Source organism: Lentzea flava (genome assembly GCF_014648475.1).
GTDB lineage: Bacteria > Actinomycetota > Actinomycetes > Mycobacteriales > Pseudonocardiaceae > Lentzea > Lentzea flava.
The window spans coordinates 105,691-117,671 of the sequence record NZ_BMRE01000001.1 but is presented as its reverse complement, the minus strand read 5'-3'; the positions used below and the strand labels follow the sequence as shown (position 1 = coordinate 117,671).

Genomic DNA, 11,981 nt, shown 5'->3' with positions numbered 1-11,981 from the left:
GGGGGTTCGACAACTTGATGAAGAGGATGGTGACGGTGGCTTCGGCCGCCGCGATGGCGCTTGCCCTCGTCCAGGTCCCGGTGGCGCGGGCGGACGGGGACGGCCGGGTCGTCAGGACCGACAAGGGCCTGGTCGCAGGCACGGTGACCAGCACGTATCGCATGTTCGGCAGCATTCCGTTCGCTGCCGCGCCGCTGGGTGAGAACCGGTGGCGTGATCCGCAGCCGGTGGCGGGCTGGGAGGGGGTGCGGGACGCGACGAAGCCGGCGCCGGTGTGCGCGCAGACGCCGCAGCTGGGTGAGCAGGCCTCCGACGTCGAGGACTGCCTGTACCTGAACGTCACGACACCGGCGAGGAAGACGGTGAAGCCGCGGCCGGTGATGGTGTGGATCCACGGCGGCGGGTTCACCAACGGCAACGCCTCGCAGTACGACGCGCGGTGGCTCGCGACGAAGAACGACGTCGTCGTGGTGTCGGTGAACTACCGGCTCGGGGTGTTCGGGTTCTTCGGCTATCCCGGCGTCGAGGGGTCGGGCGCGTTCGGCCTGGCCGACCAGCAGGCGGCGTTGCGGTGGGTGCAGCGCAACGCGCGTGCGTTCGGTGGTGACCCGCGGAACGTGACGATCTTCGGTGAGTCGGCGGGTGGCGTGAGCGTGTGCGCGCAGCTGGCCTCGCCGCGTTCGGCGGGCCTGTTCCACAAGGCGATCATCCAGTCGGGTCCGTGCGGGCTGACGTCGCCGGGTCAGCGGCCGGGCGAGCTCGTGTCGTTCTGGAAGCCCCGCGCGGAGGTCGAGAAGCAGGGAGCGGAGTTGCGGCTCGAGGGGTGCCGGGACATCGCGTGCCTGCGGGGCCTGGAGGTGGCGAAGCTGCTCAAGGTGCACGCCGCGTTCGCGAGCCCCGCCTACGACACGAGGGCGTTGCCGATCAGCCCGCTGGTCGCGCAGAACACGGGCCGCCTGCACCGCGTGCCGGTCATGGTCGGGTCGACACACGACGAGATGACCCTGTACCTGGCGCTGTTCGAGCCCGAGCCGGTGGCGGACTCCGCGTTCCCGGCGAGGGCCGCGGCGATGTTCGGCGCCGAGCTCGGCGCGCAGGTCGTGGCCCGGTATCCGCTCAACGGCAACGGTGACGCGCGCGACGAGCTGGCGGCGGCGCTGACGGACCGGTCGTTCGCGTGCCCGACGCACGAGACGCGGCAACGGCTGGGCCGCCGGGTGGCGGGCTACGAGTTCGCGGACCGCGGTATTCCGCTGATCTACCCGGACCTGCCGCCGTTCCCCGGTGGCTACGGGGCTTATCACGCCTCGGAGCTGCCGTTGCTGTTCGAGTTCGCGGACCTGCCGCTCACGGCGGGACAGCGGGAGCTGTCGGAGTACATGGTCGCGGCGTGGGGGCGGTTCGCCCGCACCGGTCAGCCGGGGTGGCGGGCGCAGGTGCAGTCGCTGGCCGCGGGGGCGGTCGGGCCGGCGGACTTCGCCAGGGATCACCAGTGCGACTTCTGGGGACAACAGTGAGGGGTGTTCAACCGATGAAACGACTGCTCACGACGGCGATCGCGGCCGCGCTGGCGTTCGGCGCCACGCAGCCACCGGCGCAGGCGGACGGCGACGGCCGGGTCGTCCACACCGACAAGGGCCTGGTCGCAGGCACGGTGACCAGCACTTATCGCACGTTCGGCAACATTCCGTTCGCGGCACCGCCGCTGGGTGAGAACCGGTGGCGTGATCCGCAGCCGGTGACGCCGTGGCAGGGCGTGCGGGACGCGACCAAGCCGAGCCCGGACTGCGCGCAGACACCGCAGCTCAACCAGCCCTCGTCGGAGAACGAGGACTGCCTCTACCTCAACGTCACCACCCCGGCGGGGCGCTCGCACAAGCCGCGGCCGGTGATGGTGTGGATCCACGGCGGCGGGTTCGTCAGTGGTGCGGCGCGCCTGTACGACGCGCGGTGGCTGGCGACGAAGAACGACGCCGTGATCGTGACGATCAACTACCGGCTCGGGGTGTTCGGGTTCTTCGGCTACCCCGGCCTGCCGGGGTCGGGCACGTTCGGCCTGGCCGACCAGCAGGCCGCGCTGAGGTGGGTGCAGCGCAACGCCCGCGCGTTCGGCGGCGACGCCCGCAACGTGACGATCTTCGGCGAGTCGGCCGGTGGCCTGAGCGTCTGCGCGCAGCTGGCGTCACCGCCGGCGGCTGGCCTGTTCCACAAGGCGGTCATCCAGTCCGGCGCGTGTGCTCTGACGGCGCCTGACCAGCAGCGTCCCGGCACGTTCACCACGTTGTGGAGGCCTCGGGCCGAGGTGGAGAAGACGGGTGCCGCGCAGCCGCTGGGCTGCCAGGACATCGCGTGCCTGCGGGCGTTGCCGGTGACGACGCTGCTGCGGGTCCACAACGTGTTCGCGTTCCCCGCCTACGACTCGCGGGTGCTGCCGGTGGATCCGGCGGTCGCGCAGAAGACCGGTCGTGTGCACCGGGTGCCGACGATGGTGGGCTCGACGCACGACGAGGCGACGCTGTTCATGGCGCTGATCGAACCGGCGCCGGTGCCGGACGCGCAGTACCGCTCGCGGGTGAGCGCGTTGTTCGGTGAGAAGAACGCGGACGCGATCGTGGCCCGCTATCCGCTCAACGGCAACGGTGACGCCCGTGACGAGCTGGCGGCGGCGCTGACCGACCACTCGTGGGCCTGCCCGACGCAGGACACGCGGGACGGTCTGGCGCGGCGGATGCCGGTGTCGGGCTACGAGTTCGCCGACCCGCAGGCGCCGGTGGTGTTCCCGTTGCCTCCGTCGTTCCCCGGCGGCTACCGGGCGTATCACGCCTCGGAGCTGGCGTACCTGTTCGACTTCGGCGCGACGTTGACTCCGGCTCAGCAGCGGCTGTCGGACTACCTGATCGCGGCGTGGGGCCGGTTCGCGCGCACCGGTGATCCGGGGTGGCGTGCCGAGGTGCAGTCGCTGGCTCCCGGTGCAGTGAGGCCCGCGGACTTCGCGAAGGACCACCAGTGCGGCTTTTGGGGGCAACAGTGAGAAAGGTGCTGACCGCCGTGATCGCGGCGGCGATGGCGTTCGCGGTCGCCGGTCCGGCCGTCGCGGAGAACAGCGGCGCGGTCGTGCGGACGGACAAGGGCCTGGTGGCGGGGACGGTGACCGACAACTACCGCTCCTTCGGCAGCATTCCGTTCGCGGCCCCGCCGGTGGGTGAGAACCGGTGGAGGGACCCGCAACCGGCCGAGGCGTGGCAGGGGGTGCGGGACGCGACGAAGCCCGCGCCGGCGTGCGCGCAGAACTCGCAGCTGGGCCAGCCGCCGTCGCAGATCGAGGACTGCCTGTACCTCAACGTCACCACCCCAGCGGGGCGCTCGCACAAGCCGCGGCCGGTGATGGTGTGGATTCACGGCGGCGCGTTCACCGGGGGCTCGGCGTCGGAGTACGACGCGCGGTGGCTCGCGACGAAGAACGACGTCGTCGTGGTGACGGTCAACTACCGGCTCGGCGTGTTCGGCTTCTTCGGCCACCCCGGCCTGCCGGGCTCGGGTGCGTTCGGTCTGGCCGATCAGCAGGCCGGGCTGCGCTGGGTGCAGCGCAACGCCCGCGCGTTCGGCGGCGACCCCCGCAACGTCACCGTGTTCGGCGAGTCGGCCGGTGGGCTGAGCGTCTGCGCCCAGCTCGCCTCACCCCGCGCGGCGGGGCTGTTCCACAAGGCGATCATCCAGTCCGGTCCGTGCGGGCTCAGCACACCGGGCACGAAGCCCGGCGAGTTCGTCCACGTCTGGCGGACCCGGACCGACGTGGAGAAGCAGGGCGCGGGCACGCTCGGGTGCCCAGACCTCGCGTGCCTGCGGCAGCAGCCGGTGGACAAGCTGCTCACCGTGCACGACCTGTTCAACGCGCCCGCCTACGACACCGCGGTGTTGCCGGTGGATCCGGTGGTGGCGCAGCGGACCGGCCGCATGCACCACGTGCCGACGATGGTCGGGACGACGCACGACGAGATGACGTTGTTCGCGCCGCTGGTCTTCCCGCAGCCCATTCCGGAGTCCGGCTACCGGGCCGTGCTGGGGCAGATGTTCGGGGAACGCGACGCCGACCGTGTGCTGGCCCGTTACCCGGTGAACGGCAACAACGACGCCCGCGACGAGCTGGCGGCGGTGCTGACGGACCAGGGGTGGGCGTGCCCGTCGCACCAGGCGCGGCGACAACTCGGACGCTATGCGCGGGTGGCCGGCTACGAGTTCGCCGACCAGCACATCCCGATGATCTTCCCGTTGCCGCCGTTCCCGGACTACAAGGCGTATCACGGCTCCGAGCTGCTGATGCTGTTCGACCTGGGCGCGCCGCTCACGGCCGAGCAGAAGAAGGTGTCGGACTACATGATCACGGCGTGGGGCCGGTTCGCGCGCACCGGCGATCCGGGGTGGCGTTCGGAGGTGCAGTCACTGGCACCCGGCGCAATCACCGGCACCGATTTCGCCCGTGATCATCAGTGCGGGTTCTGGTCGTCCATCCTGTAGGGCATGCCCGGCTACCGCGACCTCGCCCGCGACGGGGAGTTCCGCGCCCTGTTCGTGGCGCACGTGGTCTCGGTGGCCGGGGACCAGTTCGCGCGGGTCGCGCTGACGGTGCACGTCTTCGACCGCACCGCCAGCACCGGCCTGACCGCGCTGACCTACGCGCTGACGTTCCTGCCGGACCTGATCGGCGGGCCTCTGCTGTCGGGGCTCGCCGACCGGTTCGCACGCAAGGACGTGATGGTCGCCGCCGACCTCGCCCGCACGCTCCTGCTGTTGTTGATGGCGGTACCGGGCACACCGCTGTGGGCGCTGGCGGCACTGCTGGTGCTGGTGCAGTTCGCGGGCGCACCGCACGGGGCGGCACGGGCGGCGTTGCTGCCCCAGATCCTGCCCGACGCGCGCTATCCGCTGGGCCAGGCGGCGCTGAGCACCGTGACCCAGGCCGCCCAGGTCGCCGGATTCCTCACCGGCGGGGCGCTGGTGGCCATGCTCGGACCAGGCCTGGTGCTGGTCGCGGACGGGGCGACGTTCCTGGTCTCCGCGTTCCTGATCGGCGTGTTCCTGCTGGACCGGCCCGCTCCGCCACGCCCGCACGTGCGGGCCTGGCCCGCCGACCTCGTGAGCGGCGCGCGCCTGGTGTGGGGACAGCGCAGGTTGCGGGCGCTGGTCGCGCTCGCCTGCGTCTCGGGCTTCTACATCGTCGGCGAGGCACTGGCCGCGCCGTACGCGGCCCAGCTCGGGGCGGGACCGGCGGGCGTGGGGGCGATCTTCGGCGCCTACGCGGCCGGCGCGGCGGTGGGCATGCTGCTGGTGGCACGTCTGAGCGAACCGCGGCAGCTGCGGGTCATGCCGTGGCTCGCGATCGCCGCGTGCGCTGTTCTTGTCCCGGCCGCGCTGCGGCCGGGGCTCGTCGTCAGTGTGGGGTTGTTCGCGCTGTCCGGTGCGGCCAGTGCGTATCACCTGGTCGCGAACACGACGTTCGTCCGTGCCGTGCCGGATTCGTCGCGTGGGCAGGCGTTCGGGCTCGCAGTGACCGCGTTGCGGGTCTCCCAGGGCGTCGGGGTGGCCCTGGCCGGTGTGGCCGCGGAAACCCTCGCGGTGCACCACGTCGTCGCCGCCGCCGGAGCACTCGGGGTGCTCGCGGCAGGCGGATCGGCGTTGTTGTGGAGGTTCAGCGGGCCCACTCGTTCGGACGCGCCCACTCGTTCGGACGGGTCAGGTCGCTCGGACGAACGGGACGGGCCGCGGAGGTACGGACGATCATGACTGCTCCTATGGGTGTTCGTTGCGTGTGAACGCGTGCGAATGTGGACGTGCATTCTGTGAGGACTACTCACCGTGAGGTCCCCCACATGGAGCCACGACTTTGCGTGACCCGCTAGCTACAGTGGTTGGTTCCTGACAGTTGGTGGGGGTGGCAGCGTGCCTTGGCTCGACCCGCGCCGGTGGAAGTTATGGTCTCTTCCTCCTTTGGTGCTGGCCTATGTCGTGACGGTGGACGGCGCAGCGTCCCTCGTCACGGTCGCCACCGCACGGACTACCCCTGTTGACGTGCTGGCATGGACCTGGTTCTTCCTGCTGGCAGGGGGTGCCGTCGTGCACCTCGAAGCCGCGCAGGGAATCGAACGGATCCGTGAACTCTCCGCAGAGGGGTCACCGCACGCGCACATGCAGTCCGTCTGGCTGTTCGCGGGCGTGCTCGCGCTACCCGCACCTCTGCTCGTCCTGCTGATCGCGATCAGCTTCGGCCACGAGTGGCTGCGGGTCTACAAACGTCGCGCGGTCCTGCACCGGAAGGTGTTCTCCGCGGCCACTGTGGTCCTCGGATGCGTCGCCGCGCAACAGGTACTCGAATTGTTCTCGGCCACACGGCCCCTGGACCTCACCGGACCGCGAGGCCTCATCGCCCTCGTCCTGGCCGGGTTCGTCTACTGGTTCGTCAACTACGCGATGGTCGTGCTGGCCATCGTGATGACCAACCGGCAGAACACCGTGCGCACCGCACTCGGCCACGCCTCCGACCAGCTCATCATCGCGGCCTCGATCGGCCTCGGCTCCGGCTTCGCGATCATCATGACCGCCCGGCCCTGGCTCACGCCGATGCTGCTGCTCACCGTCCTCGCCCTGCACATGGGCCTGCTGCTGCCCCAGTTCCGCGTCGCCGCCCGCACCGACTCCAAGACCGGCCTGGTCGACGCGACGTTCTGGCACGACGTCGCCGGCCGCGAGATCGAACGCGCCCGCCGCCTCGTCTCCACCGTCGGCGTCCTGATCCTCGACCTCGACCACTTCAAGCAGATCAACGACACCTACGGCCACCTCGCCGGCGACCGAGTCCTGCGCGCCGTCGCCGACGCGCTCAAACACTCCGTGCGCTCCTACGACCTCGTGGGCAGATTCGGCGGTGAGGAGTTCGCCGTCCTGCTGCCCGGCGTCAGCACCGACGAAGTCCGCGCCACCGCCGAACGCATCCGCTTCGAGATCGCGAGCCTGCACATCGTCGTCGTCGACCGCCTCGGCCGCGACCAGGTCGTCAACGGGCTCACCGCCTCAGTGGGCGCCGCCGTGTTCCCCGACACCGCCACCGAGCTCAGCCCTCTGCTGCTGGCCGCAGACGAAGCGCTCTACCAGGCCAAGAGCAACGGCCGCGACCGCGTCGCCACCGCCCAGCTGCACTAGTCCCGCGCCAACCGGACTCCGCGAAACCGGTGAACGGCGCATTCGCACACCCCAGGTGCACAAATGCGCCGTTCATCGCGAGCTGGTCCCCCAGCGCTAGGAGGCCAGGAACGACGCGATCTGCTTCACCACGTGATCCGGCTCCTCCACCCACGGGTAGTGCCCCACACCCTCGTGCACGTGCACCGTCGCGTCCGGGAACAACTCCGCCAGCTCCACACAGCGCCGCACCGGCGAAATCGGATCCTCCGAACACGCGTACACCAGCACCGGGTGATCGAAATCGGCCAGCGCCCGCCGCAGCACACCCGGCACGAACGCCCCCTCCGCGTTGTACCCCAGCGCCACCTGGTACTTCCACTGCCCCAGCTCCGCGTTCGCGTGCGCCTGAGCCCGCTCGTCCCACCGCGCGTACAGCAACGGCGACGCCGCCACCCGGTTCTCCACCGACACGTCACCCTCGGCCGTGCGCCGCAACGCCGTCGTCGCCGCCTCGAACCACGGCTCATCCGCACGAGCAGCCAGGAACGCGTCCCAGTCGCTCTGCTCCGGCGACAACCCCACACTGCGCAACGCCGGAGTCAGCAACACCAGCTTCCCGATCCGATCCGGGTGGTCCGCCGCATACCCCATCGCGATCCCCGCACCCGCCGAGTGGCCCAGCACGTCCACCCGCTCCAGACCCAGATGCCGGCGCAGCATCTCCACGTCGTGGACCAGCATGTCCCGCCGGTACGTGAACGGATCCGCCGGCTCAGCCGACTCACCGGTACCCCGGTTGTCCAGAACCACCAGCCTGCGATGCGCGTCCAGCCCACCGAGAGTCTCCAGGTACGCCGACGCCCTGCCGGGACCACCGGCCAGGACGACCAGCGGCGCACCATCACCGGCTTCCCGGTAGGCGAGTTCCGTGCCGTCGAACGAGGTGAACCGTGCCATGCTGCACATCATGCCGAAGATCGCCACGGCCGACGTCGTCGACCGGCCGCAGCTGCTCGAGTTCCTCCGCACCCGCCACCACGGCGTCCTGATCACCCGCCGCACCACCACCGACGGCCTGCAGGTCTCCCCCGTCGCCTGCGGCGTCGACGCACAAGGCCGCATCGTCGTGGCCACCTACCCGCAACGCGCCAAAACCCGCAACGCCCGCCGCAACCCCAACGTCACGATCTGCGTGCTCTCCGACGACTGGGACGGCCCCTACGTCCAGATCGACGGCACCGCCGAAGTCCTCGACCTGCCCGACGCACTCGACGACTTCGTCGAGTACTACCGCTGCATCGCAGGCGAACACCCCGACTGGGACGAATACCGCGCCGCCATGCTCCGCCAGGGCAAAGCACTCATCCGCATCACCATCGACAGCTGGGGCCCCGTCGCCACCGGCGGCTTCCCACCCGAACTCGACGCCTAACCCGCCCGGTTCCCACCCCAGCCCGCGGGCTTCTCCAGCAACACGCAGCCACCACCGTGCGGGCCCTCGACCGACGCCGCCACCCCGACCGGCAACGGTCCAGGGCCCGACGACACCCGACCGTCCAACTCGGACACCCGCGCACACGCGGCCTGCAGATCGTCCACGGCGAAAAACACACCCCACCGCGGCTCAGCCGCCGCCGACGAGCTCGTCACCCCCGCCACAGGACGCGGATCACCGTGCCGGGCCGAGGTGAACAGATCACCCCGCACCGCCCACCCGAGCTCACGCGCCCAGTACTCGTCATCCGGCCCGCTCGTCACCAACTCCACCCAGCACGGCTCACCGTGCCGCGGCGGCGGCGCCCACGGACCGTGCAACACCCTGCCACCGTCCACAAAGGAATTCCCCCGTAGCGCACGAGACCCGTCACCACCGAAGAACACACGCCAACCCTCTTGCCCCGCAACAACCCCAGCCGCGAGCCGGTCACCCACCCAGCCCGAGAACGACCCGCCCGGCTCCGCTATCACCGTCCACCCCAGCACAGCGGCGAAGAAGTCCACCGACAACTCGGGCTCGGCAACACTCAACTCAAGACGACGCAGACCACAAGAAGACACGAGCATCCCATCAGGCGGTGATCAGGAGCGCGCACCATCCTCTGCTCCGACCACCCGAGACGACAATGCGCCATTCGGCGGCATGCGCTCCGCGTTCACCACGTCACGCAACGGCACCGGCTTCCCCAGGTGAAAACCCTGCCCCACCCGCACACCCAGCTTCCGCAACGCCTCCACCTGAGACGGACGCTCCACCCACTCCGCCACCGACGACAACCCCAGCCCGTTCGCGATCTGCACGATCCCCGACACCAGCACCGCATCCGCCTCGCTGGTCTCGATGCCCTTCACGAACTCGCCATCGATCTTGATCCCCGTGATCGGCAAATGCTTCAGGTGAACGAACGACCCGAAACCCGACCCGAAGTCGTCCAACGTGATCCGGCACCCGAAACCGCGCAACTGCGTCGCCAGCGTCACCGCGGCGTCCAAATTGGTCACCGCCGCCGTCTCCGTGATCTCCAGCCCCAACCGGCCAGGCGCCACCCCCGCCGAACCCAGCTTGTCCAGCACGAAGTCCCCGAAATCCGGATCCTCCAGCGTCCGGCCCGACACGTTCACGTTGAACCGCAACCGCGAATCCGGCTCCGCCACCAACGCGTCGATCGCCGTCGACAACACCCAGCGATCAACCTCCAGGATCAGGTTGCTCCGCTCCGCCACCGGCAGGAAGTCCGCCGGACCCAGATAGGGCTCCTGCTGATCCTCCAACCGCAACAACAACTCGTGCCCGAGAGTCGTCCCCGTGTTCAGCTCCACCATCGGCATGCCGTACAGCGCCAGACCACCACCCGCCAGCGCCGCCCGCAACCGATCCAGCACACTCACCCGCTTCACGGTGTCCGCGTAGTGGTTCGGCTCGTACACCGTCACCCGATCCCGGCCAGCCGCCTTCGACGCGTACAGCGCCAGATCAGCGTTCGCCAGCACCAGCTCCCACGAATCCCCAGGACCGAACTCCGCCAGCCCCGTGCTCACCGTGATCCGCGCCGGCGTACCGATCCCCGCCAACGGGAACCCCGCCACCGCCTCCTTCAGGTTGTCCGCCACCTCCGACGCGTCCTGCAACGACGCACCCGGCAACACCACCGCGAACTCGTCACCACCCAGCCGCGCGATCAACCGATCACCCAGCCGCGACTGCAACGCACTCGCCAGCATCCGCATCACACGGTCACCCACGGCATGACCCCGCAGGTCGTTGACATCCTTGAAGTTGTCCAGATCCAGCACCAGCAACGCACCGGAACCGCTGTTCGCCAGCTCCTGCTCCAACGCCCTCGTCAGCGCCCGGCGGTTCGGCAGACCCGTCAACGGATCCTGCTCCGCCATCCGCACGAGCTCGTCGTGCACCCGTGACGACTGCGTCACGTCGTGCGCCGTCCCCAACGCCCGCACCGGAGCACCGTCGTCGTCCACGACGACCTCACCGAAACACTCGAACACCCGCTCCGCGCCATCAGGCCGGATCATCCGATGCGTGTAGGTGAACACCGAACCCGTCTTCAGCGCGGCGTCCAGCGTCTCCTCGATCATCGGCAGATCATCCGGATGCACCAGCTGCGAATACAGCTCGAAGTCGAACGCCGTCCCCGGCGCGAACCCGAACATCTCCAGCAAGGTGTCCGACCAGGTCACCCGGTCGTCCGAGATGGACCACTCCCACGTACCCATCCGCCCGAGCGCCTGCGCACGCCGCAGCGCATCGGCCTCCTGAGTCACCGTCAGCTCGCGATCCCGCCATGCCGACACGTCCACGACCTCGTACATCAGATCGTCACCCAGCCGGCTGCACCGCACCTCGAGCCACTTCGGACCCGGTGCCAGCACCTCCCGCGTCGGCGCCGGCACCTCAGGCACGCCAGGAAGAAGCGCAGGCAACGACCGTCCATAAGCCTGCTCGACCGGAACACCGAGCACCGCACCCAACGCGCGGTTGCACCACAACAGGTTCCCGCGCGCGTCCGTCACGGCATAGCCGACATCCGCTCGGTCCAGCACCGTGCGGCAGTAGGAGGTCACGCGCGTCATGATCGTCCGATCACCGGACGTAAGCAACCCGCTACGCCGGTAAGTTCGCAAATGTGCGAACGGCTACCTGAGCCGCTCCAAACCCTTCGCCGACTCCACCAGCTCCGCGGCCAGCTTCCGCAGCTCCTCGTTCTCCGCCCCGTCCTGCGCCGCGGTCACCACGTCCTCCGCGGCACACCGCAGCTGGAACAACCTGTCCTGCAGATCAGCCAGCTCCGAGGTGCTCAGCACCACCGCGTCCTCCGGCAGACCACCCCGCTGCAGCGCGGCCCTGCGTTCGTACGCGCGTTGACGGCACGGTTGAGCGCAGTACCGCCTCGGCCGGCCGATCCGTCCACTCCCCGGCAACCGCCTCCCGCACCACGCGCAGTGCTTGGGCTCATCCGCCTCCATGGAGCGCTCCATGGCGCGCGACGGTAGCGGGTGGCGGGTGGTGGTCTCCAGCGACGCGCCAGAAAGCCCGACCTTCGTAGGGGATCGGAGAGTACCGGTACGGCGATTGGTGTTGGATTCGGGTGCGGTTTGGTTGTGTTGCGATGAGTTGGGTTGCGTCCGCCGGCGCACCCGGTTCATCGCGGGCTTTGGATGCGAGCGTGGCGTTGGGTCCGGTGAGCCGAGAGGATTGGTTTAAGTCGACACTGAAGTAATAGAGAAAGAAAAGACAGTGGCAGGCCACTCACTGTCCACTCCGACGTCGAAGGCGGAAGGCACACTCG

The 11,981-nt window shown here is 69.7% G+C and carries 10 protein-coding genes; 6 read left to right on the top strand and 4 right to left on the bottom strand.

Annotation, left to right across the window (positions count from 1 at the left end; translation table 11 throughout):
• Positions 1-17 precede the first annotated feature (17 nt).
• The 5 genes from IEZ09_RS00535 (at position 18) to IEZ09_RS00515 (ending at position 7,194) form a co-directional block, all read left to right on the top strand.
• Positions 18-1,517: a carboxylesterase/lipase family protein gene (locus tag IEZ09_RS00535; RefSeq protein ID WP_229812127.1), complete on the top strand. Its 1,500-nt coding sequence runs from the start codon at positions 18-20 to the stop codon at positions 1,515-1,517.
• Between the two features lie 14 nt (positions 1,518-1,531).
• Entirely contained in the window at positions 1,532-3,031 is a 1,500-nt protein-coding gene (locus IEZ09_RS00530) for a carboxylesterase/lipase family protein (protein WP_189251509.1), read from the top strand.
• Between the two features lie 5 nt (positions 3,032-3,036).
• Positions 3,037-4,515 carry a carboxylesterase/lipase family protein gene (locus tag IEZ09_RS00525; RefSeq protein ID WP_229812126.1) on the top strand — a complete coding sequence of 493 codons (1,479 nt, stop codon included), beginning with the start codon at positions 3,037-3,039 and terminating at the stop codon, positions 4,513-4,515.
• A gap of 3 nt (positions 4,516-4,518) precedes the next feature.
• Positions 4,519-5,781, top strand: a complete 1,263-nt coding sequence (locus IEZ09_RS00520; protein ID WP_189251508.1) for an MFS transporter — start codon at positions 4,519-4,521, stop codon at positions 5,779-5,781.
• Positions 5,782-6,066: 285 nt separating this feature from the next.
• Complete coding sequence (locus tag IEZ09_RS00515; RefSeq protein ID WP_229812125.1) at positions 6,067-7,194, top strand: GGDEF domain-containing protein; 1,128 nt, start codon at positions 6,067-6,069, stop codon at positions 7,192-7,194.
• Positions 7,195-7,290: 96 nt separating this feature from the next.
• On the opposite strand, the gene IEZ09_RS00510 is transcribed toward IEZ09_RS00515, so the two are convergent.
• The gene (locus IEZ09_RS00510) at positions 7,291-8,133 is read right to left on the bottom strand and encodes an alpha/beta fold hydrolase (RefSeq protein WP_189251507.1); all 843 of its coding nucleotides are present in this window, start codon (positions 8,131-8,133) and stop codon (positions 7,291-7,293) included.
• Positions 8,134-8,143: 10 nt separating this feature from the next.
• Between IEZ09_RS00510 and IEZ09_RS00505 the strand changes: the two genes are divergently transcribed.
• Positions 8,144-8,608 carry a PPOX class F420-dependent oxidoreductase gene (locus tag IEZ09_RS00505; RefSeq protein WP_189252151.1) on the top strand — a complete coding sequence of 155 codons (465 nt, stop codon included), beginning with the start codon at positions 8,144-8,146 and terminating at the stop codon, positions 8,606-8,608.
• Here the strand turns inward: IEZ09_RS00505 and IEZ09_RS00500 are convergent.
• From IEZ09_RS00500 to IEZ09_RS00490, 3 genes are all read right to left on the bottom strand, one after another.
• A complete protein-coding gene (locus IEZ09_RS00500) occupies positions 8,605-9,240 on the bottom strand; it encodes a VOC family protein (RefSeq protein WP_229812124.1) in 636 nt (211 codons plus the stop codon). The two genes, IEZ09_RS00505 and IEZ09_RS00500, sit on opposite strands and share 4 nt — an antisense overlap.
• Before the next feature lie 15 nt (positions 9,241-9,255).
• Entirely contained in the window at positions 9,256-11,256 is a 2,001-nt protein-coding gene (locus IEZ09_RS00495; RefSeq protein ID WP_229812123.1) for a putative bifunctional diguanylate cyclase/phosphodiesterase, read from the bottom strand.
• A gap of 72 nt (positions 11,257-11,328) precedes the next feature.
• Complete coding sequence (locus IEZ09_RS00490) at positions 11,329-11,670, bottom strand: hypothetical protein (protein ID WP_189251504.1); 342 nt, start codon at positions 11,668-11,670, stop codon at positions 11,329-11,331.
• Positions 11,671-11,981: the final 311 nt, after the last annotated feature.

What these genes read in the sequence shown, in the direction of transcription:
- IEZ09_RS00535 (WP_229812127.1), top strand. Translation starts at nt 18, where the DNA reads ATGAAGAGGATGGTGACGGTGGCTTCGGCCGCCGCGATGGCGCTTGCC.
- IEZ09_RS00505 (WP_189252151.1), top strand. Translation starts at nt 8,144, where the DNA reads ATGCCGAAGATCGCCACGGCCGACGTCGTCGACCGGCCGCAGCTGCTC.
- IEZ09_RS00500 (WP_229812124.1), bottom strand. Translation starts at nt 9,240, where the DNA reads ATGCTCGTGTCTTCTTGTGGTCTGCGTCGTCTTGAGTTGAGTGTTGCC.
- IEZ09_RS00510 (WP_189251507.1), bottom strand. Translation starts at nt 8,133, where the DNA reads ATGGCACGGTTCACCTCGTTCGACGGCACGGAACTCGCCTACCGGGAA.
- IEZ09_RS00490 (WP_189251504.1), bottom strand. Translation starts at nt 11,670, where the DNA reads ATGGAGCGCTCCATGGAGGCGGATGAGCCCAAGCACTGCGCGTGGTGC.
- IEZ09_RS00530 (WP_189251509.1), top strand. Translation starts at nt 1,532, where the DNA reads ATGAAACGACTGCTCACGACGGCGATCGCGGCCGCGCTGGCGTTCGGC.
- IEZ09_RS00520 (WP_189251508.1), top strand. Translation starts at nt 4,519, where the DNA reads ATGCCCGGCTACCGCGACCTCGCCCGCGACGGGGAGTTCCGCGCCCTG.